Raw genomic sequence first — 23,151 nt, 5'->3', positions numbered from 1 at the left:
CGCCCCCCTTCGATCAGAACGCGTGCAGCGGCAGGTTCACGACCAGACGGTACTCCTTGTTCGTCGCGTCGGAGTAGTGAGTCGAACCGGTGTGCCACATCGCGATGAACGTGACCTTCGTGTCCTTCAGCTTGCCGCTCTGGAACGTGTACGACGGGATGAAGCCGAACTCGTGGTGACGGCCCTGCACCGGCGCGCCGTTGCTCCAGTAGATGCTCGACTTGCTCGGGTCGTTCGCCGCGCCCGCGCTGCCGTCCGCACCCCAGCCCGTCACGCCCCAGACCATCGCCTTGAAGCCCGGCAGGCCCGCTTCCTTGCCGTAGAACGTGTAACGCAGCTGCAGCGACTTTTCGTGCGGCGCGTTGTAGTCGACGTCCATCGAGTTGGTCAGGAAGATGCCGTTCGTTTCGTTCAGGTAATCGAAGAACTGGTCGCCGAGCACCTGCTGGAAGCCGAGCAGCAGCTCGTGCGGGCCGTGCTGCGCGGCCACCGACAGGCTGTATGCGTTGTTGTCGATCTTGCCCTGCAGCGCGTCGCCCGTATCGTGCGTCGAGTAGACGTTGCCGAAGCCCGTCCACTTGATCGTCTGCGGGCTGCCGATGCTGTGCTTCACCGACGCGTAGTACTGGTGCCACACGTTGTCGGCCTGGTTCGCGTACAGCGCGACTTCACCGTTCGGCGAGTAATCCCACGTGCCGCCGACATACGACAGGCGATTGATGCGCGTGCCGCCGTATTGCGTCGTCAGGTTGGTGAGCGTCGTGTGACCGCGCGCATTGGTCTTCGTGAAGCTGCCGGCCTCGAGCATCACGTTCTTGAATTCATTGCTGACGATCGTCGTGCCGAGGAACGTCGGCGGCAGCGCACGGTTGTCGTGCTGCTCCATGAACGGGTTGTCGACGGCCTGCAGACCGTACTTGACCACCGTGTTCGAGATGCGCGCCTTGATGTCGTAGATGCCCGGGTAGGCCCACGCGAGCTGGTTGCCGCCGCCGCCGCCCTTCGCGATGTGCACCATGCTGCCGGCGCCCTGGCCGCCGTCGAGCTTCAGTGCCGCATACAGCGACGCGTCGAAGCCGATACCGATCAGGCCCGTCGTATAACCCGACTCGAAGTTCGCCATCGCGCCCTGCACCCATGCGTGGCGATGCGGTCCGCCCTTGCTGTCGAGCACGTCCGAATAGTTGCGGAACAGGAAGTCGAGATGGCTGTCGGCAATGAAGCCCTTCGACTTCGACTGGGCCGACGGCTCGTCGGGCGGCGTGACGGCCTGCGTCGCTTCGGCGTTGATGACTGCGTTCGGGGTCGTTGCCTGCGCAACGGTCGTGCCCGTACCGGCAGCCGGCGCGGCCTGCGCGACCGTCAGCGGCGCGGGGGCCGCGTCGTCGGCGTGTGCGACGCCCGTCAGCGAGACGCCGGCGAGTGCCGGCAGTCCCCATGCAAGCAGCATCTTCGATGCCGTCCCGATCGTCTTCTGTTTCTTCATCGTGATTCTCGTCTTGTGTTGATATCGTCCACGCCGGTTGCGATCCGCTCCCGGCCCCCCGGCGTGCCCGGCTAAGGACGCGCCTGTACCCGCGACGCGAAGGTCGTTCGCGCCGCACCTGCCCCTGTTGACCAGCCTGGTTTTATTTGCCGAGTTACTTCAAGTCACGCCGCGCCCGCACGAATGCACGCGACACGCGCCGCCGACCCCTGCCGCACTTCCGGCAGCGGCACGTCCTGCGCGCACGCGTCGATCGCGACCGGGCAGCGCGTGCGGAACGCGCAGCCCGACGGCGGGTTGAGCGGCGAGGGCATCTCGCCCGCCAGCAGCATCGGACGGCGAGCGCGCTCGCGCGCCGGCTCCGGCGTCGGCGCCGCATCGAGCAGCGCCTTCGTGTACGGGTGCTGCGGCACGCCGTACACGTCATGCCGCGTGCCGAACTCCATCACGCGGCCGAGATACATCACGAGCACGCGCTGGCTGATCGCCTTGACCACCGCCAGATCGTGCGCGACAAACAGATAGGACAGCGACAGGTCGCGCTGCAGGTCGCGCAGCAGGTTCACGATCTGCGCCTGGATCGACACGTCGAGCGCCGACACGGGTTCGTCGCAGATCACGAGCTTCGGCTCGCTGATCAGCGCGCGTGCGATTCCGACGCGCTGGCACTGCCCGCCGGAGAATTCATGGGGATAACGCAGCAGGTGATGCGCATTCAGGCCGACGCGTTCGAGCATCGCGACCACGCGGCGGCGCACCTCGGTGCGGCCGAGGCCGGCGTGGTGCGTGACGAGCGGCTCGGCGACGACCTGCTCGATCGTCATGCGCGGATCGAGCGATGCGAGCGGATCCTGGAAGATCATCTGCACTTCGCGCCGCATCGCGGTGCCGCGCAGGTGATCGGGCGCGACGGCTTCGCCGCGCCATTTCACGGTGCCGGCCGTCATCGGCACGAGGCCGATCAGCGCGCGCGCGAGCGTCGACTTCCCGCAGCCCGACTCGCCGACGAGCCCGACCGTCTCGCCGCGCTTCACGTCGAACGACACGCCGTCGACCGCACGCAGCGTGCCCTTCGGCGACCACGGATAGCCGCCGAGCGGCACGCGGAAATGCACCTTCAGATCGTCGACGGACAGCAGCGTGTCGTCCGTCGCGCCCGCATTGCGGCGTTCGTTGACGCTCATCGCAGACCTCCCGCCAGATCGGCCACCGGGCGGTGGCACGCGCGCACCGCGCCCGCGGCGCCATAAGTTTCGAGCGCGGGCCGCGCGGCGCCGCAGCGTTCTTCCGCATACGTGCAGCGCTTCGCGAACGCGCAGCCGGCCGGCGCGGTGCCGGGCATCGGCGGATTGCCGGGAATCGCGACGAGCGGCGCATCGTGCGCGTCGGTCAGGCGCGGCAGCGCATTGAGCAGGCCGATCGTGTACGGATGCGACGGCGCCGCGAAGATCGAATCGGCCGGCGCGTATTCGACGGTGCGGCCGGCATACATGACCATCACGTCGTCCGCGAGGCCCGCGACCACGCCCATGTCGTGCGTGATCAGCACGATCGCGGTGCCGCGCTCGCGGTTCAGCTCGCGCAGCAGGTCGATGATCTGCGCCTGCACGGTCACGTCGAGCGCGGTGGTCGGCTCGTCGGCGATCAGGATTTCCGGCTCGGACAACAGCGCCATCGCGATCATTACGCGCTGGCGCATGCCGCCCGAGAACTCGTGCGGATACATGCGGATGCGCCGCGCCACATCGGGAATGCGCACCGATTCGAGCGCCTCGATCGCGCGCTTGGTCGCTTCCTTGCGCGACAGCTTGCGATGCAGTTGCAGCGTCTCGGTCATCTGCCGCTCGATCGTCAGGAACGGATTGAGCGACGTCATCGGGTCCTGGAAGATCATCGCGATCCGGTCGCCGCGCACCTTGTTCAGCGCGCGCGTATCCATCTCGAGCAGGTTGTCGCCGCGATAGCGCGCGGTGCCGGTCGTCGTGCCGTTGCCGGCCAGCAGGCCGAGCAGCGCCATCACGGTCTGGCTCTTGCCCGAGCCCGATTCGCCGACGATGCCGAGCGTCTTGCCGGCTTCGACCGAGAACGACACGCCGTTCACGGCGTCGATCGGCGGAGCGTCCTTGCGCGTGAAGCGCACGCCGAGGTTGTCGACTTCGAGTAGTGCGGTCATGCCAGCCTCCGCCGGGCCGCCCCGCACTTCGATGGAAGCGCCTGGAGGAGACGGAGGGGCTGCGCCCTCCCGAGCGAACGTAGTGAGCGTGGGGGTTGTTTCATCTCAGCGATCCTTCGGGTCGAGCGCGTCACGCAGGCCGTCGCCAACGAAGTTCACGCAGTAGAGCGTCACGCACAGCATGACGGCCGGGGCCAGCAGCAGCCACGGCATCGATTCCAGTTTCTGCGCGCCGTCCTGGATCAGCACGCCCCAGCTCGTCATCGGTTCCTGCACGCCGAGGCCGAGGAACGACAGCACCGATTCGGTCAGCACGATGTTCGGCACCGATACAGTTGCGTACACAACGACAACGCCGAGCAGATTCGGCACGACGTGGCGCAGCACGATCGACGTCGGCGTCACGCCGATCGCGCGCGCCGCATCGACGAATTCGCGGTTGCGCAGCGACAGCGTCTGGCCGCGCACGACACGCGCCATGTCGATCCACGAGAACGCACTGATGGTCAGCACGACCAGCATGAACGAGCGGCCGAACAGGGTCATCATCAGGATCGCGATCAGCAGGTACGGGATCGCGTACATCATGTCGACGATACGCATCATCACGGAGTCGACGCGGCCGCCCGCGAAGCCCGCGGTAGCGCCCCACGCGACGCCGAACAGGCCCGACACGAGCGTGCCGAGCACGCCGACCTCGATCGACACGCGGCCGCCGATCAGCGTGCGCACCAGCAGGTCGCGGCCGAGCTCGTCGGTGCCCAACCAGTGCTGATTCGCGAGCGTCGGCGGCAGGCTGATCGAGCCCCAGTCGCTCGCGGCGGGATCGGCCGCGAGCACCCACGGGCCGACGAAACACGCAAGCGTGATCAGCGCGAGCAGCACGAGGCTGAACACGGCCGCGCGGTTGTGAAGGAAGCGCGCCATCGCGAGCGCGAGCGGCGAGCGCGAACGCGGCGGCGAGTCGGTCTGCACGGGCAGGCCGACGACGGGTGTAGTCGGAGTCATCGCTGTGCCTCGCTCAATAACGGATGCGCGGATCGAGCCACGCGTACGCGAGATCGACCAGCAGGTTGAACAGCACGGCGCAGACGGTGGTCAGCACGACGAGGCCGAGCACGAGCGTGTAGTCGCGGTTGATCGCACCGTTCACGACGAGCTGCCCGAGCCCCGGCAGCGCGAACACCGATTCGGTGACGACGGCCGCCGTGATCGACGTGATGCAGACCGTGCCGAACAGCGACACGACCGGCATCAGCGCGGGCTTCAGCGCGTGGCGCAGCACGATCGTCGAGCCCGGCAGGCCCTTCGCGCGCGCGGTGCGGATGAAGTTGCTCGACAGCGTCTCGATCATCGAGCCGCGCATCACGCGCGCGAGCAGCGACACGTTGATGAAGGTCAGCAGCACGATCGGCAGCAGCCGGTACTGCCAGCCGCCGTCGCCCCAGCCGCCCGCCGGCAGCCAGCCGTTGCCGGCCGACGTCTTCAGCAGGATTGCGAAGATCCACACGAGCACGGGGCCGAGCACGAACGGCGGCACGACGTTGCCGAAGTTGCCGATCAGCATCACGAAGCGGTCGATCGCGCTGTCGCGGCGCACGGCCGCGACGGTGCCGAGCAGCACGCCGAACACGATCGAGACTGGGATCGACACGCCGCCCACGCCGAGGCTCACGGGCAGCGCCTTCTTCACGAGGTCGTTCACCGACCAGTCGACGTAGCGGAACGACGGACCGAGGTCGCCCTGCAGCAGCGAACCGAGATACATCAGGTACTGCTTCCACAGCGGCTGGTCGAGGTGGTACTTCGCGTTCAGGTTCGCAAGCGTCGCGGCGGAAAGCTGCTTCTCCGTATCGAACGGGCCGCCGGGCGTGAAATGCAGCAGCAGGTAGCAGACGGTGATGACCGCGAGGATCGTCGGCACCGCCCACAACGTGCGCCTCAAAGCGTAGGCCAGCATGATCGCTCCGCTCAGTGCTTGATCAGGTACATGTCCTGCGAAGCACGCATGTCGATCACGTTCTTCAGCGAATAGCCGCCCACATAGGGCTTCACGAGACGGTCGGCCGAGTACTGGAACAGCGGCACCATCGGCGTGTCGTTCAGCGCGAGGTCGTGTGCCTGCGTGAGCAGCGCGGCACGCGCCTTGTCGTCGAGCTTCTGGTTGCCTTCGTCGACGAGTGCGTCGGCCTGCTTGTTGCAGTAGCCGACGGTGTTCTGCGCACTGCCGCAGCGCAGCAGGTCGAAGAACGTCATCGCGTCGTTGTAGTCGGCGAACCAGCCGTCGCGCGCGATCTGCACCTTGCCGTCATGCCGCTCCTTCATCAGCACCTTGAACTCGACGTTCTCGAGCTTGGTATTGACGCCGAGCTTCGTGCGCCATTCCGACGCGGCGAACAGCGCGACCTTCTTGTGCAGGTCGTTGGTGTTGTAGGTCAGCGTGAACGACAGCGGCTTCGCATCCGAGTAGCCGGCCTGTTTCAGCAGGCTCTTCGCCGTGTCGACGCGCTTGGCCATCGGCCACGTCGCCCAGTCCGGCGTGAACGGCTGCACGCCCTTCGTGCCGTTCGGCATCAGCCCGTACATCGGCTTCTCGCCGGCCTGCGTGAGCTTCGAGGTCAGCACCTCGCGATCGAGCACCATCGACAGCGCCTGGCGCACGCGCTTGTCCTTCAGCGCCGGATTGTTGTTGTTCAGGTAGTAGTAGTACGTCGCGAGCTGCAGGCCCTGGCGCAGTTCGCCGCCGAACTGCTTGCTGACCTGCTGGAAGATCCCCGACGGAATCGAGTAGCTGTAGTCGATCTGGCCGGCCTGGTACATGCGCATCGCGGTCTCGTCGCTCTCGATCGGCAAGTACGTGACCTTGTTGATCACGACCTTCGGCGCATTCCAGTACTTCGCGTCCTTCGCGATCACGATGCGGTTGTTGGGCTGCCAGTCGACCAGCTGGAACGGGCCGTTGCTGACGATGTTCCCCGGGCGCGTCCACGCGTCGCCGAGCTTCGTCACCGTGTCCTTGTTCACCGGTGCGAGCGGCACCATCGCGGTCAGCTCCGGGAAAAACGCGACGGGCACGTCGGTCGTCACCTCGAGCGTGTACGGATCGACGGCGCGCACGCCGAGCGTCGACGGCGCGGCCTTGCCGGCGATGATGTCCTTCGAGTTCTTCACGAACTCGACGAGGATCGTGTATTTCGAGCCCGTCTTCGGATCGACGAGGCGCTGCCATGCATAGACGAAATCGGCGGCCGTCACCGGCTGGCCGTTGCTCCACTTCGCGTCGTGGCGAAGCTTGAAGATCCACGTCTGCGGCGTCTTGCGTTCCCACGACAGCGCGACGCCCGGCACGACCTGGCCGGCCGCATCGATGCGGGCGAGCCCTTCGAACAGGTCGAGGCCGATCGTGTTGCCGGTCCACGATTCGATGTGCGCGGGATCGAGCGACTCGACTTCGGCGGGCACCTGTCGCGTCAGGTCCTGCTGAGGAGCGAGCGCGACGTTCGACGGGACGTTAACGGCGTGGGCGACGGGCGTCGTCAGGGCGAGCGCGGCCAGCACGGCCGACATGGCATGCAAGGATTTCATCGTGGCAGTCTTGAGAAAGTGGGTTCGGTGAGCGTCGCGCGGCGAATGCCGCGGCTTACGCGTGAGACGCTGACGGGTGCAGCGATTGAGGAGGCCCGTGATTCCCGAATTTCATCTTAGTATTCCTTACGTTTCTTTCGACAGGCATCCCGTCTTGGAAACGAAGGAATACCTGTGCGTTAGAACAGCCTCGGTGTACCGACCCAGACCACCACCGACTCGATCTTCGCGGTGTTGACCCAACTGTGCGGGACCGTCGACTGATAGTGCGAACTGTCGCCGGCCTGCAGGACGAACGTCTTGCCTTCCAGCGTCAGAGACACTTCCCCTTCAATCACATACAGGAACTCCTCTCCTGCATGTGTCGTCACCTCCGACCGCTTCTGTCCCGGCGGCAACCTCACGAGGATCGCCTCGAGCTGTCGCCCCTCGGATACGTTCGTCAGCCTCGCGAACAGGTTCGCCGAATCGGCAAACCCGAAGAAGCGCAACTGCTCGCCTCGGCAGACCGAGCGTTCCTCGCTCGGCGTATCCACGAAGTACTGCACCGTCACACCGAGCGCGTGCGCGATACCGGCCAGCGACGTCAGTGACGGCGACGCGAGCCCGCGCTCGACTTGAGACAGAAACGGCTTCGAAATCCCCGCGGCAGTAGCGGTGTCGTCGAGCGTGCGCTTGAGTCGTTGGCGCAACGCGCGAATCTTGCTGCCCAGTACGGCGGCAGCGTCTGCTGACCGCGAGTTTTCAGTGGGGGGAACCATAGCAGGCCGAAAAGTAGTCGTCAAAAAATGTTTGATGGAAAATAACTAAGTTAGATCGATATAGCTTAGTCTTCGGGTTCGCACACGTCTTCGGTATTGAGCCCGGTGCACTAAACAGGACACGAAGCGAGCGAAACGACGCGCTATCTTGCCAGACTCGCCGGCTTCACAGGCAAGCTGCAAGCGGCTCTCCGGGAATCTTGGGAGGGCCGGCGGAGAGGTTTACAAATAGATGACGAGACGAATCTTCCTGAAAGCTGCTGCCACATCGGGAATTTCCCTAAGTGGCGCATACCTGACGCACCGGACCGGCAAACGTTACCATTCGCGCGCCGGTCGAGGTCCTTCCCCGCCCCACGAGGCGGAGTCCGACCCCGGCCCGGGCTAACCGCCCGACTGTTCCATCGCCTGCACAAGACCTACCCGGCCCATTGTGCATCGGCTCCAGTTCGACCCCAAGACGACGCGTGATCCGTGCCGTCCGTTTCAACAGAGATTGATGATGCATTCACCTGTTTCACAAACCCGATCGTTCACGACGGTCTTCCTCATCGAAATGTGGGAGCGCTTCGGCTACTACGGCATGGCCGCGCTCCTGGTCCTCTTCATGGTCGACCGGCTCGGTTTCACCGACAGCCATGCGAACCTGACCTGGGGTGCGTTCACCGCGCTCGTCTATGCGGCGCCGTCGATCGGCGGCTGGATCGGCGACAAGGTGCTCGGCGCCCGTCGCACGATGATCATCGGCGCGGCCGTGCTGTGCACCGGCTACCTGATGCTCGCGGTACCGAACGATCACCTGACGTACATGTATGCGTCGCTCGGCGTGATCGTGGTCGGCAACGGCCTGTTCAAGGCCAACGCGGCGAACCTCGTGCGCCGCATCTATGAAGGCGACGATGCGCGCATCGACAGCGCGTTCACGATCTACTACATGGCGGTCAACATCGGCTCGACGGTGTCGATGCTCGCGACGCCGTGGATCAAGGATCACTGGGGCTGGCACGCCGCGTTCGCGGTCTGCTGCGGCGGCATGCTGCTCGCGATCCTCAACTTCATGCTGATGCACCGCACGCTCGCGCACGTCGGCTCGCAGCCCGACGAACAGCCGATCCGCTGGAAGCGCCTCGGCGCGGTCGCGGCAGGCGGCGTCGCGCTCGCGCTGATCACGCTGTACGTGCTGCAGCACAAGCAGCTCGCGGTCGCCAGCGTGTGGACGGCGGCGTTCGCGATCCTCGCGATCTTCGCGTACATGATCGCGAAGTCGGAGCGCTCGGAGCGCGCGGGCCTGATCGCGGCGCTCGTGCTGATCGGCCAGGTGATCCTGTTCTTCATCTTCTACGTGCAGATGTCGACGTCGCTGACGCTGTTCGCGCTGCGCAACGTCGATCCGCGCTTCATCCTGTTCGGCACGACGATGTTCACGTGGAGCGCCGCGCAGTTCCAGGCGCTGAACCCGATCTGGATCATGCTGCTGAGCCCGGTGCTCGTGTGGGTCTACAACGCAGTCGCGAAGGGCGGCCGCGACCTGCCGGTCGCCGCGAAGTACGCGCTCGGCTTCGGCGCGGTCGCCGCGGGCTACCTGGTGTTCACGATCAGCGGCCGCTACGCGGTCGACGGCCGCGTGTCGTCGTGGTTCATGGTGTGGGGCTACGGCCTCTACTCGCTCGGCGAACTGCTGGTGAGCGGCCTCGGCCTCGCGATGATCGCCCGCTACGTGCCGGCGCGCATGAGCGGCTTCATGATGGGTGCGTATTTTGTCGCGACGGGCGTGTCGCAGTATCTCGGCAGCGTCGTCGCGAACTTCGCGCAGATGCCGTCGCACGAGCTGCCGGCCACCGAGTCGCTGCCGCTCTATCTTTCGCTGTTCGAGAAGCTCGGCTGGCTCGCCGCGATCGGCATGCTGCTCGCGCTGCTGCTGCTGCCGCTGATGAACCGCCTGTCGCGCCAGCATCAGCGCTGCGCGGAAGAGCGCCGCGAGGAAGCGCTGCAGGCGCAGGGCGTTGCCGCGGCCCAGTAAGTACTATCCCTTGGCGTGCGGCATGCACGCCACATTCCCCTGCCGGTTGCGCGATCGCGTCCTACACTGGTGAAAACGCATCCGATCCGTCGCGATGCGCACTGGCGGGAGAAGATCATGAAAAGCAAGACCACGCGGCTGCTGAGGATACTGTCGGACATCCGGCACGCTCAGCGCTGCACCGCGATACGCGCCGCCCGAGCCGCGGCCGAAGCCGACGCGGTACTCGCGGAGCGCGACGACCCGGCGCCGGACGAACGCGACGACGCCGAATCCGACGAAGCAACCGCCGTTCCCCGCTCCCGCATCGGCTCACCTCACTGACACCGCGCGGCACGTTCCGTGCCGCACGCGCCGCTCACGCGGCCGCGCCGCGCCATCGCGCGATCCACGTTCCCGAACCGGCCACGGCCATCATCAGCCCGAGTGCGCATGCGTCGGCCACGAGGCCCACGCCGACATGCCGCAGATCGGCGCCGTGCGCGACCGGGTGCAGCAGCGAATCGATGACGAGCGAGATCGCCGCGCCCGCGACGAAGCAGATCAGCCCGCGCTGGCCGACCGCGACGACGGGCCGCACGCCCTGCGCGATCCGCGCGATCCAGCCGTAGCGCACGCAATCGGCCATCAGCCACGCGACGGCCGCGAAGCTCACGACGCGCGGCAGCGCGAGATCGCGCTTGAACACGCCTTCGGGCAGCGGCAGCCCCGAGAACAGCTTGTAGCTCGCGCAACCGAGCACGACCGCGCACGCGACGCCGGTCGCCGCGGCGCCCCATCGCCCGAGCGCGATGCGCCGGTAGAACGGCTGGCAGCGCGCGAGCACGCCGGCGACGAACATCAGTTGCCATGCGAACGGGTTGAAGCTCCAGCGGAAGCCGTCGGTATCCAGCAGCTCGGGGCCGAGCCAGCCCGCCGCCAGCCACGACGCGACGCCGAGCGCGACCAGCAGCCACGGATGGCGGCGCGCGAACGGCACGAGCACCGGCGACGCGAGCGCGAACAACACGTACATCGGCAGCACCGACGCGAGATACGGCTGGCGCTGGAACGTCAGCAATTCGGCGAGGCCCGTGAGCGGCGACGCGAGCATCACGCTGACGTCGTCGAGCGCGAGGTTCGGCGCATCGATCCCGTAGTGATCGAGCACGGCCGACACGACGAGCATCAGCGTCGACGTCGCGAGAAACGCGCGGTAGATCTGCATCGCGCGGCGCACGAACCGGCGCTGCGCGGCACGCGCGCCGTGCCGTTCGGCGATCGCGCCGTACGCGCTCGCGGTCGCGAAGCCGCCGAGAAAGACGAACACCTCGGCCGCGTCGCACAGCGCGAACGCGTGCAGCGTCACGCGCGACAGCACGCTCGCGCCGATGTGATCGACGACGATCATCAACAGCACGAGCCCGCGGAAGAAATCGACTTCGATCAGGCGGCCGCCGCGCGACGGCCGGACCGCGGCGGAAGGCGGCATGCTCAACGACATGAGCGCACCTGCGCAACGGCGGCGCGACAGGCGCCGGGGAATGGATCGGGAAGGAGAAGGCGAGCGCGATCAGCGGCGATGCGCGTATGCCCGCATCGCGCCAACCCGGCCGGCCAGGCACGGACATGACCGTTCATTGGAAAGCTGCATACGAAGGGAAGTCGGTCAGGCCAGTCTAATGGCCGATCCGGGGAGACCCTAAGTAACAAAGTGCAACCGAATCTTCTGTTCGATTACAACGACGAGGCCGGCAAAATGAAGCGGGCAGCGCCGCCAGATTGACGCCAGCGCGACGCCAGTTTGCGGTCAGCATCGATGCATTCGACCGTGGTTCGATCGTCGATCGTCGAGCAGTGCGCGATGCGCGGCGCGTTCCATTCGGCCGCCGCACCGCGATCGAGATCGATGCTTATCCGCGCGCGGGCAAGCGCCGCATCAGCGTTGCGCTGTGCCACGCGGTCAGCGCGACGGCGACCCAGATCGGCCCGTACGTCGCGAGCTCCGCGACGCTCAGCGTCTCGCCGAGCAGCAGCAGCGACACCGCGACGAGCAGCACGGGCTCGACGTAGCCGAGAATCCCGAACAGCGCCATCGGCAGCATCCGGCTCGCCTTCAGGTAGCTCGCGAGCGCGAGCGTGCTGAGCACGCCGAGCCCCGGCAGCAGCGCGGCCCACAGCACCGGATGGCTCGCGACGCGCGTCGTGCTCGCCGCGACCATCGCGAACGCGACCGGGCACAACAGCACGATCTCGACCGCGAACGCGGCGAGCGAATCCGCGTTGATCCGGCGGCGCAGCACGAAATACGGCGGATAGCCGAGCGCGACGACGAGCGTCGGCCACGCGAACGCGCGCGTCGCCCACACTTCGTGCGCGACGCCGAGCGCGGCGCACGCGACGGCCGCCCATTGCAGCGGGTCGAGGCGTTCGCGATAGTAGAAGCGGCCGACGAGCACCATCGTCAGCGGCAGCAGGAAATAGCCGAGCGACACCTCGAGCATGCGGCCGTGCAGCGGGGCCCACAGGAACAGCCACAACTGCAGGCCGAGCAGCGCCGCGCTCGCGGGCAGCGCGATCAGCAAACGCCAGTCGCGCACGCTGCGCCGCGCGAGGTTGGCGAGCGCGGGCCAGCGGCCGCGCAACGCGATCAGCGCGAGCGCGCCCGGCGCGGTCCACAACACGCGCCACGCGAAGATGTCGAGCCCCGTGAGCGGCGCGAGCAGTTTCGCGTAAGCCGACATCAGCGCGAACAGCGTCGATGCCATCACCGACAGCAAGAGGCCGCGCCCGGCTTCCGGATACCCCGTCATGGTTGTTCTGTGCCTGTTACTGCTGCTGGAAACGGTCGAAGCGCCTTTCGGTCCGGCGTTCCTCGAACGTCACCTCGGTCACGCGCGCGGCCGGCGGCCCGTGGCGCAACCACGCGAGCATCCGGTCGATCTGCGCGCCGGGACCCTGGATCATCGCCTCGACGCTGCCGTCCTCGAGATTCGCGACCCAGCCGCGCAGCTTCAGCGCATGCGCCTCGCGCACCGTCGCATGACGGAAGCCGACGCCCTGCACGACGCCGCGCACCCGCACGTAGTAGGTCTCGATCCGTTCGTCCAGTTCATTGCGGCTCATCGCGTCGCCCTCCCGTTGCATTCAAGCCCGGCATTGTAGTCGCGTCGGCCGCTTCGCACACGCGTGCGGCGGCCCGGCCGCGCGCCGCCACCGCGCCGCCACGGAAGCACGGCCCGCCGGGGCGCCGGCGTTGCGTCGCCGCGCGCGCCGACCACGTACAATCTCGCCGACGCTCAACCGCCGCGCCGCTCGCGCGCGGCCCTGAAGGAAACGCATGACTGATACCTCCCGCGATCTCGTTCTCGTCACCGGCGCGTCCGGTTTCGTCGGCTCGGCCGTCGCGCGCATCGCGCAGCAGAAAGGCTTTGCGGTGCGCGTGCTCGTACGCCCGACCAGCCCGCGCACGAACGTCGCGGATCTCGACGCCGAGATCGTCACCGGCGACATGCGCGACGAGGCGTCGATGCGAGCCGCGCTGCGCGGCGTGCGCTACCTGCTGCACGTGGCGGCCGACTACCGGCTGTGGGCGCCCGATCCCGACGAGATCGAGCGCGCGAACCTCGAAGGCGCGGTCGCGACGATGCGCGCGGCACGCGCCGAAGGCGTCGAGCGGATCGTCTACACGAGCAGCGTCGCGACGCTGAAGGTCACGAGCGCGGGCGACCCGTCCGACGAAAACCGGCCGCTCACGCCCGAGCAGGCGATCGGCGTCTACAAGCGCAGCAAGGTGCTCGCGGAACGCGCGGTCGAGCGGATGATCGCCGACGAAGGGCTGCCGGCCGTGATCGTCAACCCGTCGACGCCGATCGGCCCGCGCGACGTGAAGCCGACGCCGACCGGCCGCATCATCGTCGAGGCCGCGCTCGGCAAGATTCCCGCGTTCGTCGACACGGGGCTGAACCTCGTGCACGTCGACGACGTCGCGCACGGCCACTTCCTCGCGCTCGAACGCGGCCGGATCGGCGAGCGCTACATCCTCGGCGGCGAGAACCTGCCGCTGCAGCAGATGCTGGCCGACATCGCGCAGATGACGGGCCGCAAGGCGCCGACGATCGCGCTGCCGCGCTGGCCGCTGTACCCGCTCGCGGTCGGCGCCGAAGCGGTCGCGAAGTTCACGAAGAAGGAGCCGTTCGTCACCGTGGACGGGCTGCGGATGTCGAAGAACAAGATGTATTTCACGTCCGCGAAGGCCGAGCGCGAGCTCGGCTACCGCGCGCGCCCGTACCGCGAAGGGCTGCGCGATGCGCTCGACTGGTTCGGCTCGGCGGGGTACCTGAAATAACACAAAGCGGCGCGCCTCGCGCCGCCTTGCGCACTTTGTTACACGTCGTGCGCGGACCGGCACCGGCGCAGCGGGTAAAATCGCGGGTCTTACGCAGAGAAGACACGCATGAACCTGAACGATCAGATCGATTCGCTCAACGCGGGCGTCGATCAGCTCCTCCACGATCACCACGCCGCACAGCAGGCGGCCCGCAGCGCGGAAGCCTTCGCGCGCGCCGCAGCGGCGGAAGCCCAGGCCGCGGCGCAACGTCACGCCGCCGCGGAAACCGAAGCGCAGGCCGCCGCGCAGCGCCACACGACGGCAGCCGCCGAGGCCGAAGCCGCGCAGCAGCGCCACGCGGAAGCCACCGCCACCGCCGAAGCCGCCGCCCACCGTCATACGGATGCGGCCGCGCAGGCCGAAGCCGCCGTGCAGCGCCATACGGAAGCCACCGCACGGACCGAGGCGCTCGCGCAACGTCACGCGGATGCCGAAGCCGCATCGCAACGCCACGCAGCGGCGATCGCAGAAGCGGAGACCGCCGCGCAACGCCATGACGCCGCCGCGACCGAAGCCGAGGCTGCCGCGCAGCGCCATGCGGCAGCGACCGCCGAAGCCGAGGCCGCCGCGAAGCGTCACGCGCAAGCGACCGCCGAAGCCGAAGCGGCCACGCAGCGCCACACGGCCGCGATCGCCGAGGCCGAAGCGCTCGCACAGCGTCATACGGAAGCGATCGCCGAGGCACAGGCCGCCGCGCAGCGTCATGCCGACGCGACCGCCGAGGCGCAAGCCGTCGCGCAGCGTCACGCCGAAGCGATCGCGCAAGCCGAAGCCGCCGCGCAACGCCACGCCGACGCCACCGCGCAGGCCGATGCCGTCACGCAGCGCCATGCCGAAGCGATCGCGCAGGCCGAAGCCGCCGCGCAGCACCACGCGAAGGCCATTGCCGACGCCGAGGCGCTGGTCGAGGCCGTCGTCAAGGAAGCCGCGACGAACGCGGTGGCCGCCCCGGCCGTTGCCGCCGAAACCGTCGAACCGGCACCGGCAGGCACGCCGGCGGCGGAACCGGCTGTGAACGCATCCGCGCCGGCTGCAGCCGATGCAGCCGATGCGGCAGCCCACGCCGGAACCGCGATCGTTGCGCCGGCGCAAGCCGAAGCCGCGACTGAAACCGAAGCCGAAGCGGCCGCCAACCCGGCCGACAAAGCGACGCTGCACGTGGCGCGTCCGTCGCAGCACGAACTCACGCTGACCATCAACGGCGAATCGATCACGCTGCATCCGGAGCAACTCGGTCAGTTGATCGAGGAACTCGCGCATGCGCGCGCGTCGATGCAGCCGGAGCCGCCGCCCGGCATCCCGGCCGGCTGGCGTTTCGTGACGACGAAGAACCCGATGATGGCCGTGCAGAAGCAGTCGAACGGCGACCGCCTGCTGGTCGCCCGCCACACCGGCTACGGCTGGGTTCCGTTCACGTTCTCGCCGGACGTCGTGGTCCAGATGTACATGATGCTGACCCAGCGGTAAGCACCGGCAAGCAGCACCGCCGAAAGCAAACAGCCCGACCGGTTTCCGATCGGGCTGTTTGCTTTCCGGCTGCCGGAACGGCAGCGTCCCGGGCCGCGCGCCGGCGGCGCGCGAAACGCTCAGCGATCCACCGGCGCCTGCACGCGCGCCTTCCACTGGCCGCCCTTGCCGCGCCAGTAGCGCCACGCGGACGCGAACGTCGCGCCGACATAGAACAGCGCGACGAGCGGCAGCGCGGGCGCCCACAGCGGCGAGCGCCGGTAGTAGCGCAGCATCGGTGCATACGCGGCGCACATCGACGCCCACGCGAGCCACGCCGGCCACGCGCGCGCGCCGTACGCGAGCGCCGCGACGGGCGGCACCAGATAGATGATCGCCATCCCGAGCAGCGTGCCGGCCAGCAGCAGCGGCGAATAGTGCAGCTGCGTGAACGCGGTGCGCGCGATCATGTTCCAGATGTCGCGCCAGCTGTCGTACGGGCGCAGCGACACGCTGCGGTCGGCCAGGTCGAGGCGGATCGGATGGCGGCCGCTGCCGCGATGCTTGATCTGCGCGGCGAGGCTGCAGTCGTCGATCAGCGCGCCGCGGATCGACTCGATGCCGCCCGCTTCCTCCAGCGCCGTGCGCTTCACGAGCATGCAGCCGCCCGCGGCGCCGGCCGTCCGGTTGCGCGGGTTGTTGATCCACGAGAACGGGTAGAGCTTCGCGAAGAAGAACACGAACGCCGGGATCAGCGCCTTTTCCCAGAACGAATCGCAGCGCAGCCGCACCATCAGCGACACGAGATCGCGGTGCTCGGCCTGCGCGCGCGTGACGAGCTGCGCGACGGCGTCGGGCGGGTGGCCGATGTCGGCATCCGTCAGCAGCAGGTAGTCGGCCGGCAGGCCGAGCGTCTGCACCGCGGCGATCCCCTGCGACTGCGCCCACACCTTGCCCGACCAGCCGGCCGGCAGCGGTTTCGCGGCCAGCACCGTCAACCGGTCGGCGCGGTTGATCGCGAGCGCCGCCGCGCGGGCCGCGTCGGCGGTGCCGTCGTCGCTGTGGTCGTCGACGATGATCAGATGAAAGTCGCCCGGATAATCCTGCTCGAGCAGCGAAGTCGCCGCGCGGGCGATCACGTCGGCCTCGTTGCGCGCCGGCACGACCGCGACGACGGCCGGCCAGCCGGCGTCGGCCGCCGTGCCGCGCGCGTCGGGCGGCAGCGGCCGCGCGGGCACCGCGCGCCAGAAGCCGCCGCGCGCGACGAGCAGCACGATCCAGATCATCAGCGACAGGCCGGATACCAGGAAAGCGATCGCCAGCATCATTGGCGCGCCTCCGACCGGACACCGGCATGTTGAATGGGGGTCAGGAACAAAACGCCCGAAACCGCACGAGCGGCCGGGCAATACGCGTAAGAATCGACGGTCATCGAATGGCCTTGAAATGAGCGCGACGCCGGGCAGCCGGAGCGGCCGCCCGCGAAACCGCGTAGTTTACTGGGTTCCGCGCGCGCCAGCGCCGACGCGGTTCTCCCGCAATTGCAACAGGGCCGACACGGCACCAGAGCAAGGACTTCCCGATAGGGTTAAAATGCGCGATTAATTCGGGGTTCCGGGGCCTGGTCTGGCCGGTTCGTTCCTGCCTTCATAACATCAAGCCGGGGCGATCGAGTTGGTGCCAGCTCCTCGAACCCCGGCGTCTGTCGTCGGAGTTCGCTCACCTATGCGAGTCATCCTTGCCCAGCCCCGCGGCTTTTGTGCGGGGGTTGTCCGTGCGATCGAGATCGTCGATCGCGCGCTGCAACAGCACGGCGCGCCGGTCTATGTGCGTCATGAAATCGTTCATAACCGGCATGTCGTCGAAAATCTGCGTAATAAAGGGGCACGATTCGTTGAGGAACTCGACGAGGTGCCGCACGGCGCTGTCGCGATCTTCAGCGCGCACGGTGTCGCCCAGACGGTCGAGCGCGACGCTGAAACGCGCGGGCTCGACGTGCTCGACGCGACCTGCCCGCTCGTCACGAAGGTGCACGTGCAGGGCCGCCAGTATGTCGCGGCGGGCCGCCGGCTGATCCTGATCGGCCACGCGGGCCACCCGGAAGTCGAGGGTACGATCGGCCAGATTCCGGCCGAGGTGATCCTCGTGCAGAGCGAAGCCGAAGTCGCGACGCTGACGCTGCCCGTCGATACGCCGGTCGCGTACATCACGCAGACCACGCTGTCGGTCGACGACACGCGCGGCATCATCGAAGCGCTGCAGCGCCGGTTCACCGACCTCGTCGGCCCGGACACGCGTGACATCTGCTACGCGACGCAAAATCGCCAGGCCGCCGTGCGCGAGCTGAGCGAACAGGTTGACGTGCTGCTCGTCGTCGGCGCGACGAACAGCTCGAACTCGAACCGCCTGCGCGAGATCGGCACCGAAAGCGGTGTGCCGAGCTATCTCGTCGCCGACGGCTCGGAAGTGAAAGCCGAATGGTTCGCGGGCGTGCAGACGGTCGGCCTGACCGCCGGCGCGTCGGCGCCCGAAGAGATGGTCGAGGATGTAATCGGCGCGCTGCGCGCGCTGGGGCCCGTCGATGTCGCGACGATGGCGGGCCGTGAGGAAAAAGTCGAATTCAAGCTGCCGGCGAAGCTCACGCAAGCTGTCGCCCGCGAAGTTTAAGGAGGACATCCCTTGTCTATTCCGCTGCTCCAGCAAGTCCGTGTCGGCGCATATATCGTGCGCCAGCACCTGTCCGGCAACAAACGCTATCCGCTCGCGCTGATGCTCGAGCCGCTGTTCCGCTGCAACCTCGCGTGCAACGGCTGCGGCAAGATCGATTATCCGGACCCGATCCTGAACCAGCGCCTGTCCGTCGAGGAATGCCTGCAGGCCGTCGACGAGTGCGGCGCGCCCGTCGTGTCGATCGCCGGCGGCGAACCGCTGCTCCACAAGGAGATGCCGGAAATCGTCAAGGGCATCATGAAGCGCAAGAAATTCGTGTACCTGTGCACGAACGCGCTGCTGATGGAAAAGAAGATGGACGACTACGCGCCGAGCCCGTATTTCGTCTGGTCGGTCCACCTCGACGGCGACCAGCAGGCGCACGATCACTCGGTGTCGCAGGAAGGCGTGTACGACAAGGCCGTCGCGGCGATCAAGGAAGCGAAGCGCCGCGGCTTCCGCGTGAACATCAACTGCACGCTGTTCAACGATGCGGTGCCCGAGCGCGTCGCGAAGTTCTTCGACACGCTGGGGCCGATCGGCGTCGACGGCATCACGGTGTCGCCGGGCTACGCGTACGAGCGCGCGCCGGATCAGCAGCACTTCCTGAACCGCGACAAGACGAAGAACCTGTTCCGCGAAATCCTGAAGCGCGGCGAAGGCGGCAAGCGCTGGTCGTTCAGCCAGTCGTCGCTGTTCCTCGACTTCCTGGCCGGCAACCAGACTTACAAGTGCACGCCGTGGGGCAACCCGGCGCGTACGGTGTTCGGCTGGCAGAAGCCGTGCTACCTGGTCGGCGAAGGTTACGTGAAGACCTTCAAGGAACTGATGGAAACGACCGAGTGGGACAACTACGGCGTCGGCAACTACGAGAAGTGCGCGGACTGCATGGTCCACTGCGGCTTCGAGGCCACGGCCGTGATGGACACGATCTCGAACCCGCTGAAGGCGCTGCGCGTGAGCCGCAAGGGCATCAAGACCGACGGCCCGTTCGCACCGGATATCTCGATCGCGAAGCAGCGTCCGGCCGAGTACGTGTTCTCGCGCCACGTCGAGATCAAGCTCGAGGAAATCCAGCGCGCCGGCAAGGGCAAGCTGCAGAAGCCGGCGAAGCCGGCAACGGCGGCTTAAGCGCGTTTCGCCTGGCGGGGGCTAGCGCCTCCGCACAGGCGGGCATGAATGAAGTGCCACGGAGTTCACTCCGTGGCGCTTTTGTTTTGGGCCGCTGGATTTGCCCGCACCACGTTGCCGCGGCAGCCGCGCAATCGTCGACGTCGCGCGATTGCATCGGCCGCGCCGGTGCGGTCGGCCCTGTCTCCTCCATCCCCACGTGAAACCGGTCGCGACGCTACGCGGCCAGCGTTTCGGCCGCGTGCACGCGCATCTTCTCCGCCGCGCTCGCCACGAGCGCCGGCTGCCCGCTCGACGCGAACATGCAGACGTGACGCCACAGCTCGACGAGCCGATGCCGCGTGAGCGTCGCGACGCAGGTGTCGTGCGCCGCGAGCACGCGCTCGAGCACCGCGCACTCGTCGTCGCGCAGCGCCCATGCACCGCTTTGCGCCGCGCGCGCCACACCCGCATCGAGCGCGCGCTCCGCGTCGACGCACAAGTCGATGCTTGCGTCCGCGCACACCGCATCGTCGATTGCCAGGAACACCAGATAGACACTCGTGCGCAGTCGCATCAGCAGCGCCTCGTTGCCGTGCTCGCCGCGCAGCGCGACGAGCGCCATGTGGCATTTCAGCGAGATGTCGCGCACATGCACGGGCGGCAGCGGCAGCAGCCATTCGCGGGTCAGCGGCACGTGGCGACGGTTTTTCCGGGTGGCCTTCATGATTCGCGCTCGCGTGCGGGAGCGTCGCTCGCCGCGAAATCCGGCCACACGATACGGCACGCGACGGCGCCGCGGCCTGCATCGCGGTTGTGCTTCGCCGCGCGCCGCGCGCCATGCGCATCGCCTCGCCGCTGCGTTGCCCGCCCATCCGGCAACTGGAGCGGCGCCGACGCGCGCACGACGTCGGCGAATCGGATCGGGCAAGCCATGTTCGTCTCCCGCATCAGAACGTGTTCTCGCCCTTCAGGTAGTACGCGGTCTTCACGAAGAACGCCCTGACCGGATGGCCTGCTTGCGCATCGCGGGCCACGCGCGCTTCCATCGCGGCCTTCTCCTCGCGCGACCGGTCGGGCACCGGATTGTGGACACGTTCGAGCGCGCGCTGCATCGCGAGCGGATAGTTCTGGTTGCCGGCCGTCGTCGCGCGATAGCCGGCACGCGTCATCTGGATCAGTTGCGTGTCGGTTTCGGCGCGCGCCGCCGACCAGCTCAACCGTGCGGTATTCGGCAACCAGTCGGAGCCGGCCGGCTGCGCAAAGCCGACGGCGGGCAGCGCAACGAGTGCGCAGGAAAGAACAGCAACGGGAACGAGGGATCGCATGGTGGCCTCCAGATGGTTGTCCCCGCATCGATCGGTGATCATCGATGCGTTGAAATCATCGTATGTCGCGCCGCATTCCGCTTGAATAGCCGATTTCGCAATTGATATTTTCAGCCTTGCATTCGGCGCGCGATCCGCATCATTCACCCATCCCGCCGAAATGGAATTTCCTTATTTCATTCAACCGCCTGATCGCATTTTTCCAGTTGCCTCAAAGCACGCTCGCATCGCTTTTTCAATTTCCGAAATGACGTGTTGCCTGTGCGATTGCGGCTAGCGCAAGTGCCGACAAGGCTACCGGTGTGATATCGCACACGCGGATACCACAAGCCCGGTTTCATCGGATCAAACGATTCTTCTGATACAGGACAAATCATCGGCGTCGGATTGCCGGACCGTGACACGACGCATACGGCAAGGACGCGCGATAATCACGCATCGGCCGTTTCGCACGGCGCTTCTTGCATTCCCCTTTTTTATCGAGTCCTTCCATGGCTGCCCTCGACACCACCGCCATCGACAGTTGGCACGCGCACGTCTATTTCGATGCGGCCAGCCGCGACGCGGCCTGGGCGTTTCGCCAGGTCGTCGACGAACGGTTCGGCGCGGTCATCGAACTCGGCCGCTTTCACGAACGTCTCGTCGGCCCGCATCCGGCCTGGTCGTACCAGATCGCGTTCGACGCCGCGCGATTCGACGACATCGTGCCGTGGCTCGTGCTGAACCACGGCCCGCTCGATATCTTCCTGCACCCGAATACCGGCGACGACCTGCGCGACCATCGCGATTGCGCGGTGTGGATCGGGAAGTCGTATGTGCTGAATCTCGACGCGCTGGCCGGATAAGGTCTGGCGCGCGGCCGCCTTCAACCAGGGCCGCATCCACGTTTCGGGCCGACGTGAAACGTCTCGCGGCGTCGCGCCAATACAGTGGGTTCCGTTATCGACACTTCAGGGAACCCGCCATGACACACGCCGACGCCGATGCCCGGCGCATCCATGAAAGCTGGCACGCCGCCGTCGTCGCACGCGACCTCGATGCGCTGATGTCGCTGTACGCGGACGACGCGGTGCTCGAAACGCCGCTCGTCGTCGTTGCGCTGCCCGACCACGGCTCGGGCGTGCTGCACGGCAAGGCCGCGATCGGCGAATTCTTCGCGGCCGGCCTGCGCAATCCGGGCAACAAGCTTGGACGCTGGTACCGGACCGGGTTGTTCTTCTCGAACGGTCGCCAACTCACGTGGGAATATCCGCGCGCCACGCCGGAAGGCGACCAGGTCGATCTCGTCGAGGTGATGGATCTGCGCGACGGGTTGATCGTGCATCATCGCGTGTACTGGGGATGGGTCGGCTTTCTCGCGCTGCAGGCCGCGACGCCGGCGCCCGACCGTGCATGACGGCCGCCGGCGAGCGGGCCGTACCCATGACCACCGCGCGCCGATAGCGCATTCCCCGGACGCGCCCGTGGCGCGTCGTCACCGGGTCAACACCGCATTCCGCTCACGCCACATACATCGCGACGCTGACGAACTGGCACAGGCTGCCGGCCAGCACGAAAAGGTGCCAGATACCGTGCCCGTGGCGAATACGTTCGTCGTTGATGAAGAAGTAGATGCCCGCGCTGTAGATCACGCCGCCGGCCACGAGCCACGCGGTGCCCACCGGCGGCAGCGCATGGATCAGCGGACGCACCGCGACGAGCGCGAGCCAGCCCATCAGCACGTACAGGATCATCGACAGCATGCGCGTGCGCCGCCCGAGCGTCAGTTCCTGCACGATGCCCAGCACGGCGAGCCCCCAGCTCACACCGAACAGCGACCAGCCCCACGGGCCGCGCAACGTGACCAGCGTGAATGGCGTGTAGCTGCCGGCGATCAGCAGGTAGATCGCCGAATGGTCGCATTTCTGCAGGATCGCTTTCAGGCGCGGGTTGCGCACGCTGTGGTACAGCGTCGAGATCGCGTAGAGCAGGATCAGCATCGCGCCGTACACGCTGAAGCTCACCACCTTGTACGGGTCGCCTTCGAGCGCGCCCATCGTCACGAGCGCCACGAGGCCGGCCACCGACAGCACCGCGCCGACGAGGTGGGAAATGCTGTTGAAACGCTCACCGACATGCACGACGTGTTCTCCTGCGCGGGTCCACTGGGGGAAAAAGTGAGTTC

At 67.2% G+C, this 23,151-nt stretch carries 24 protein-coding genes; 8 read left to right on the top strand and 16 right to left on the bottom strand.

The genetic code is table 11. The features are described 5' to 3' along the window. Positions 1-13: 13 nt before the first annotated feature. From GD429_RS14895 to GD429_RS14865, 7 genes are all read right to left on the bottom strand, one after another. Positions 14-1,486: an OprD family outer membrane porin gene (locus GD429_RS14895; RefSeq protein ID WP_152857587.1), complete on the bottom strand. Its 1,473-nt coding sequence runs from the start codon at positions 1,484-1,486 to the stop codon at positions 14-16. Between the two features lie 164 nt (positions 1,487-1,650). After that, a complete protein-coding gene (locus tag GD429_RS14890; protein ID WP_174421685.1) occupies positions 1,651-2,670 on the bottom strand; it encodes an ABC transporter ATP-binding protein in 1,020 nt (339 codons plus the stop codon). After that, positions 2,667-3,659: an ABC transporter ATP-binding protein gene (locus GD429_RS14885; protein ID WP_152857585.1), complete on the bottom strand. Its 993-nt coding sequence runs from the start codon at positions 3,657-3,659 to the stop codon at positions 2,667-2,669. Before GD429_RS14885 ends, GD429_RS14890 begins: the two co-directional genes overlap by 4 nt. Positions 3,660-3,764: 105 nt before the next feature. Continuing rightward, on the bottom strand, positions 3,765-4,667 hold the full coding sequence (locus GD429_RS14880) for an ABC transporter permease (RefSeq protein WP_152857584.1): 903 nt from the start codon (positions 4,665-4,667) through the stop codon (positions 3,765-3,767). A gap of 13 nt (positions 4,668-4,680) precedes the next feature. Continuing rightward, the gene (locus GD429_RS14875; protein WP_152857583.1) at positions 4,681-5,619 is read right to left on the bottom strand and encodes an ABC transporter permease subunit; all 939 of its coding nucleotides are present in this window, start codon (positions 5,617-5,619) and stop codon (positions 4,681-4,683) included. Between the two features lie 11 nt (positions 5,620-5,630). Beyond that, the gene (locus tag GD429_RS14870) at positions 5,631-7,244 is read right to left on the bottom strand and encodes a peptide ABC transporter substrate-binding protein (protein ID WP_152857582.1); all 1,614 of its coding nucleotides are present in this window, start codon (positions 7,242-7,244) and stop codon (positions 5,631-5,633) included. 179 nt (positions 7,245-7,423) lie between these two features. Beyond that, complete coding sequence (locus GD429_RS14865) at positions 7,424-8,005, bottom strand: cupin domain-containing protein (RefSeq protein ID WP_034181602.1); 582 nt, start codon at positions 8,003-8,005, stop codon at positions 7,424-7,426. A gap of 499 nt (positions 8,006-8,504) precedes the next feature. Between GD429_RS14865 and GD429_RS14855 the strand changes: the two genes are divergently transcribed. Continuing rightward, a complete protein-coding gene (locus GD429_RS14855; RefSeq protein ID WP_152857581.1) occupies positions 8,505-10,025 on the top strand; it encodes a peptide MFS transporter in 1,521 nt (506 codons plus the stop codon). Between the two features lie 117 nt (positions 10,026-10,142). After that, positions 10,143-10,349 carry a hypothetical protein gene (locus GD429_RS14850; RefSeq protein WP_152857678.1) on the top strand — a complete coding sequence of 69 codons (207 nt, stop codon included), beginning with the start codon at positions 10,143-10,145 and terminating at the stop codon, positions 10,347-10,349. A gap of 34 nt (positions 10,350-10,383) precedes the next feature. On the opposite strand, the gene GD429_RS14845 is transcribed toward GD429_RS14850, so the two are convergent. The 4 genes from GD429_RS14845 to GD429_RS14830 all read right to left on the bottom strand — a co-directional run bounded on the left by GD429_RS14845 (position 10,384) and on the right by GD429_RS14830 (position 13,130). Next, positions 10,384-11,508 carry an OpgC domain-containing protein gene (locus GD429_RS14845; protein ID WP_152857580.1) on the bottom strand — a complete coding sequence of 375 codons (1,125 nt, stop codon included), beginning with the start codon at positions 11,506-11,508 and terminating at the stop codon, positions 10,384-10,386. Positions 11,509-11,741: 233 nt separating this feature from the next. Next, positions 11,742-11,963 (bottom strand): hypothetical protein, encoded by a 222-nt coding sequence (locus GD429_RS14840; RefSeq protein WP_152857579.1) that lies wholly within the window; start codon positions 11,961-11,963, stop codon positions 11,742-11,744. Further along, positions 11,918-12,817, bottom strand: coding sequence for an EamA family transporter RarD (gene rarD / locus GD429_RS14835; RefSeq protein WP_152857578.1), 900 nt, complete (start codon positions 12,815-12,817; stop codon positions 11,918-11,920). The genes GD429_RS14840 and rarD overlap by 46 nt, the downstream gene beginning before the upstream one ends. Positions 12,818-12,833: 16 nt before the next feature. Then, a complete protein-coding gene (locus GD429_RS14830) occupies positions 12,834-13,130 on the bottom strand; it encodes an acylphosphatase (protein ID WP_152857577.1) in 297 nt (98 codons plus the stop codon). A gap of 214 nt (positions 13,131-13,344) precedes the next feature. Here GD429_RS14830 and hpnA point away from each other — a divergent pair, with 214 nt between their 5' ends. Both hpnA and GD429_RS14815 read left to right on the top strand, forming a co-directional pair. After that, positions 13,345-14,352 carry a hopanoid-associated sugar epimerase gene (gene hpnA / locus GD429_RS14820; RefSeq protein ID WP_072440028.1) on the top strand — a complete coding sequence of 336 codons (1,008 nt, stop codon included), beginning with the start codon at positions 13,345-13,347 and terminating at the stop codon, positions 14,350-14,352. Between the two features lie 108 nt (positions 14,353-14,460). Further along, positions 14,461-15,861, top strand: a complete 1,401-nt coding sequence (locus tag GD429_RS14815) for a phage tail protein (RefSeq protein WP_152857576.1) — start codon at positions 14,461-14,463, stop codon at positions 15,859-15,861. Between the two features lie 119 nt (positions 15,862-15,980). Here GD429_RS14815 and GD429_RS14810 read toward each other — a convergent pair whose 3' ends face one another. Further along, positions 15,981-17,168, bottom strand: coding sequence for a glycosyltransferase (locus GD429_RS14810; RefSeq protein ID WP_152857575.1), 1,188 nt, complete (start codon positions 17,166-17,168; stop codon positions 15,981-15,983). A 397-nt stretch (positions 17,169-17,565) separates the two neighbouring features. Here GD429_RS14810 and ispH point away from each other — a divergent pair, with 397 nt between their 5' ends. Next, entirely contained in the window at positions 17,566-18,507 is a 942-nt protein-coding gene (ispH, locus tag GD429_RS14800; protein ID WP_034181594.1) for a 4-hydroxy-3-methylbut-2-enyl diphosphate reductase, read from the top strand. Between the two features lie 12 nt (positions 18,508-18,519). Further along, positions 18,520-19,680, top strand: a complete 1,161-nt coding sequence (gene hpnH, locus GD429_RS14795; RefSeq protein ID WP_152857574.1) for an adenosyl-hopene transferase HpnH — start codon at positions 18,520-18,522, stop codon at positions 19,678-19,680. Between the two features lie 217 nt (positions 19,681-19,897). Here hpnH and GD429_RS14790 read toward each other — a convergent pair whose 3' ends face one another. The 3 genes from GD429_RS14790 to GD429_RS14780 are packed head-to-tail and all read right to left on the bottom strand — an operon-like array spanning position 19,898 to position 20,987. Next, positions 19,898-20,386 (bottom strand): hypothetical protein, encoded by a 489-nt coding sequence (locus GD429_RS14790; RefSeq protein WP_152857573.1) that lies wholly within the window; start codon positions 20,384-20,386, stop codon positions 19,898-19,900. Further along, on the bottom strand, positions 20,383-20,595 hold the full coding sequence (locus GD429_RS14785; protein WP_152857572.1) for a hypothetical protein: 213 nt from the start codon (positions 20,593-20,595) through the stop codon (positions 20,383-20,385). Before GD429_RS14785 ends, GD429_RS14790 begins: the two co-directional genes overlap by 4 nt. Positions 20,596-20,609: 14 nt before the next feature. Continuing rightward, positions 20,610-20,987, bottom strand: a complete 378-nt coding sequence (locus GD429_RS14780; RefSeq protein WP_152857571.1) for a hypothetical protein — start codon at positions 20,985-20,987, stop codon at positions 20,610-20,612. 491 nt (positions 20,988-21,478) lie between these two features. On the opposite strand from GD429_RS14780, the gene GD429_RS14775 reads away from it, so the two are divergent. Further along, on the top strand, positions 21,479-21,832 hold the full coding sequence (locus GD429_RS14775; protein ID WP_152857570.1) for a DOPA 4,5-dioxygenase family protein: 354 nt from the start codon (positions 21,479-21,481) through the stop codon (positions 21,830-21,832). Positions 21,833-21,951: 119 nt separating this feature from the next. Continuing rightward, positions 21,952-22,383, top strand: coding sequence for a nuclear transport factor 2 family protein (locus GD429_RS14770; protein ID WP_152857569.1), 432 nt, complete (start codon positions 21,952-21,954; stop codon positions 22,381-22,383). A 103-nt stretch (positions 22,384-22,486) separates the two neighbouring features. Here GD429_RS14770 and trhA read toward each other — a convergent pair whose 3' ends face one another. Further along, positions 22,487-23,107 (bottom strand): PAQR family membrane homeostasis protein TrhA, encoded by a 621-nt coding sequence (gene trhA / locus GD429_RS14765; RefSeq protein WP_047902192.1) that lies wholly within the window; start codon positions 23,105-23,107, stop codon positions 22,487-22,489. Between the last annotated feature and the right edge of the window lie 44 nt (positions 23,108-23,151).

This window comes from Burkholderia sp. BE17, from assembly GCF_009362305.1.
Lineage (GTDB): Bacteria > Pseudomonadota > Gammaproteobacteria > Burkholderiales > Burkholderiaceae > Burkholderia > Burkholderia pyrrocinia_C.
This window is presented reverse-complemented; position numbering and strand designations above follow the sequence as displayed.

Excerpts from the sequence above, each read along its gene's own strand:
- GD429_RS14890 (WP_174421685.1), bottom strand. The coding sequence starts at position 2,670 with ATGAGCGTCAACGAACGCCGCAATGCGGGCGCGACGGACGACACGCTG.
- GD429_RS14870 (WP_152857582.1), bottom strand. The coding sequence starts at position 7,244 with ATGAAATCCTTGCATGCCATGTCGGCCGTGCTGGCCGCGCTCGCCCTG.
- GD429_RS14830 (WP_152857577.1), bottom strand. The coding sequence starts at position 13,130 with ATGAGCCGCAATGAACTGGACGAACGGATCGAGACCTACTACGTGCGG.
- ispH (WP_034181594.1), top strand. The coding sequence starts at position 17,566 with ATGCGAGTCATCCTTGCCCAGCCCCGCGGCTTTTGTGCGGGGGTTGTC.
- GD429_RS14845 (WP_152857580.1), bottom strand. The coding sequence starts at position 11,508 with ATGTCGTTGAGCATGCCGCCTTCCGCCGCGGTCCGGCCGTCGCGCGGC.
- GD429_RS14865 (WP_034181602.1), bottom strand. The coding sequence starts at position 8,005 with ATGGTTCCCCCCACTGAAAACTCGCGGTCAGCAGACGCTGCCGCCGTA.
- GD429_RS14880 (WP_152857584.1), bottom strand. The coding sequence starts at position 4,667 with ATGACTCCGACTACACCCGTCGTCGGCCTGCCCGTGCAGACCGACTCG.
- GD429_RS14780 (WP_152857571.1), bottom strand. The coding sequence starts at position 20,987 with ATGCGATCCCTCGTTCCCGTTGCTGTTCTTTCCTGCGCACTCGTTGCG.
- GD429_RS14810 (WP_152857575.1), bottom strand. The coding sequence starts at position 17,168 with ATGATGCTGGCGATCGCTTTCCTGGTATCCGGCCTGTCGCTGATGATC.
- GD429_RS14790 (WP_152857573.1), bottom strand. The coding sequence starts at position 20,386 with ATGAAGGCCACCCGGAAAAACCGTCGCCACGTGCCGCTGACCCGCGAA.
- GD429_RS14850 (WP_152857678.1), top strand. The coding sequence starts at position 10,143 with ATGAAAAGCAAGACCACGCGGCTGCTGAGGATACTGTCGGACATCCGG.
- GD429_RS14775 (WP_152857570.1), top strand. The coding sequence starts at position 21,479 with ATGGCTGCCCTCGACACCACCGCCATCGACAGTTGGCACGCGCACGTC.
- hpnA (WP_072440028.1), top strand. The coding sequence starts at position 13,345 with ATGACTGATACCTCCCGCGATCTCGTTCTCGTCACCGGCGCGTCCGGT.
- rarD (WP_152857578.1), bottom strand. The coding sequence starts at position 12,817 with ATGACGGGGTATCCGGAAGCCGGGCGCGGCCTCTTGCTGTCGGTGATG.
- GD429_RS14895 (WP_152857587.1), bottom strand. The coding sequence starts at position 1,486 with ATGAAGAAACAGAAGACGATCGGGACGGCATCGAAGATGCTGCTTGCA.
- GD429_RS14785 (WP_152857572.1), bottom strand. The coding sequence starts at position 20,595 with ATGGCTTGCCCGATCCGATTCGCCGACGTCGTGCGCGCGTCGGCGCCG.
- GD429_RS14770 (WP_152857569.1), top strand. The coding sequence starts at position 21,952 with ATGACACACGCCGACGCCGATGCCCGGCGCATCCATGAAAGCTGGCAC.
- GD429_RS14875 (WP_152857583.1), bottom strand. The coding sequence starts at position 5,619 with ATGCTGGCCTACGCTTTGAGGCGCACGTTGTGGGCGGTGCCGACGATC.
- GD429_RS14855 (WP_152857581.1), top strand. The coding sequence starts at position 8,505 with ATGATGCATTCACCTGTTTCACAAACCCGATCGTTCACGACGGTCTTC.
- GD429_RS14815 (WP_152857576.1), top strand. The coding sequence starts at position 14,461 with ATGAACCTGAACGATCAGATCGATTCGCTCAACGCGGGCGTCGATCAG.
- GD429_RS14885 (WP_152857585.1), bottom strand. The coding sequence starts at position 3,659 with ATGACCGCACTACTCGAAGTCGACAACCTCGGCGTGCGCTTCACGCGC.